1 protein-coding gene is annotated in these 290 nt (G+C 43.8%); it reads left to right on the top strand.

Annotated features, from left to right (window positions below):
- A partial coding sequence (locus tag GM612_RS12295) for an MBG domain-containing protein (protein ID WP_246147772.1) occupies positions 1 to 290 on the top strand: 290 nt, incomplete at both ends.

The raw sequence follows: 290 nt of genomic DNA, 5'->3' as shown, positions 1-290 counted from the left end.
ATTCAGTGCCAGTGATTTCATTGGTGGGACATATACCATTAATCCATTGGGTACTACACCAGACGATAAAACAACTGAAGTTACTGTTAACGATCAAACAATCACCTATGGTGATAAGACACCAACGTTTGAAGTGACCTATGGTGACAAAGTGGTCAATCACGTTGCCTTAACGAATGCGGACTTTACATTCGACGGCAGTGCCACCATTCCAACGAATGTGGGCACTTACCAAGTTGCATTGAACGCTGATGCCGTTGCTGCAATTGAAAAGGCTAACCCGAACTACA

It is taken from the genome of Secundilactobacillus folii (assembly GCF_009720675.1).
Lineage (GTDB): Bacteria > Bacillota > Bacilli > Lactobacillales > Lactobacillaceae > Secundilactobacillus > Secundilactobacillus folii.
This window is presented reverse-complemented; position numbering and strand designations above follow the sequence as displayed.